The sequence below is a fragment of the Pseudoalteromonas sp. SR45-5 genome (assembly GCF_014163565.1).
In the GTDB taxonomy this organism is placed as follows: Bacteria; Pseudomonadota; Gammaproteobacteria; order Enterobacterales; family Alteromonadaceae; genus Pseudoalteromonas; species Pseudoalteromonas distincta.
The window spans coordinates 1-1310 of record NZ_JACJDN010000861.1 but is presented as its reverse complement, the minus strand read 5'-3'; the positions used below and the strand labels follow the sequence as shown (position 1 = coordinate 1310).

The following is a 1310-nucleotide window of genomic DNA, read 5'->3' as shown; positions in this document are numbered from 1 at the left end:
CTAATAAATTACCAGAGCATTTACAATATGATTTGTATCGAAGTATTTGGAAGGATATTCATTTAGCACCAAGTCCATATGAGGTATTAGCTTTGACAAAGCCAGGTCTAAATGCAACGCCAATTCTTAAAAAAGAATTTACTGAATCTTTATGTAGTGTGATGGTTGAGCATCAGCATCCCGACGCTCAGCGTATGCAAAAATTATTGACCACTACAATAATGCCGCTAAATTAATCAAAAAGTGATAGGGAATGGTTTTCAGCTATAAAGATATCGAAGGTTTGGTCAAGATAGAATTGATTAGCTTGTAATTAAGCACCTTTGATCTACAGCATGACTAGGCATCGCACAACATCAAGATTATTTTACTTTTTACTTTCGCCCTGCGCTTACTTTCAGTATATGTATTTTATAAAAGTTAAACGCATGGCGTATAGTTTATGACCCAAAAGGAGGTCTTTAAGTTAATAGTATCAAGTGTATAAATTAGCGTTTAAGGTTTCGCCTCAACATGCCACTTTCCAGGGCTTGTTAGATGATTTAATAATGGTCTATATAAACCAAATTGAGCTAAGTAATTATCTAATGTACCAGCTTTTGCTGCCAATCAACTGTGCGACCAGAATCCTTACCAACGGTAACGCCATAAGTTGCTTTTGCATCATCTAAAAATGCATTAATACGTTGTGAAATTTTTTTCCTTTCGGATCGAATATACTAGCCATCCTAGGGCGTGTTGACCTTTCGTGGGTGAATTTGCAGCAGTATGTTTGGTTTTTAGGCAAGGCAGAGCCTATGTAGTGTGGTTATTCCCCATGAATAGGCGATAACGCCGCATAAATACCAAACATGCGCTGCCCTTTGGGTTCTTTCTAGGGACGATCAACTCTTTGTTGCTCGGTTTTTACTTAGCCCACTAGGTTACAAACCTCGCGCCGCGATTTAATCGTCCCTAGATTGAACAAATTTCAATCCACAAAGATCAACACGCCCTAGCTCCTATTTATTGTTTAAACTAATTAAAATATATGGCTCGTAACTTCAAAGATTCTTTATCGAATCCTAAAATAACTATGTGCTCTACATCGCTTTGCCCACGAAGAAAAACCATAATATCAAGAGATTTCCAATGTTCATCAATACTATTAAATTCTTCGGTAAAATCTGAAATAGTGAACTGTTGCTTTATGGGTTCTTCACCTTCAATTTTAATAGGCTCTAATATTTTAAGTACATCGTTTAGCTCTTTGGCATTACTAGCTAGTAAAGTACTTTTTTTACCTAGTACAAAACCGTAACCGTCATCTG

The 1310-nt window shown here is 36.6% G+C and carries 2 protein-coding genes; one reads left to right on the top strand and one right to left on the bottom strand.

Annotated elements, in window-relative coordinates:
- Positions 1-236, top strand: a 236-nt coding sequence (locus tag H5072_RS20945) for a hypothetical protein (RefSeq protein ID WP_220488729.1), incomplete at its 5' end; no start/stop codon positions are given.
- Positions 237-1017: 781 nt separating this feature from the next.
- Here the strand turns inward: H5072_RS20945 and H5072_RS19650 are convergent.
- Positions 1018-1310, bottom strand: a 293-nt coding sequence (locus H5072_RS19650) for a hypothetical protein (protein WP_182694536.1), incomplete at its 5' end; no start/stop codon positions are given.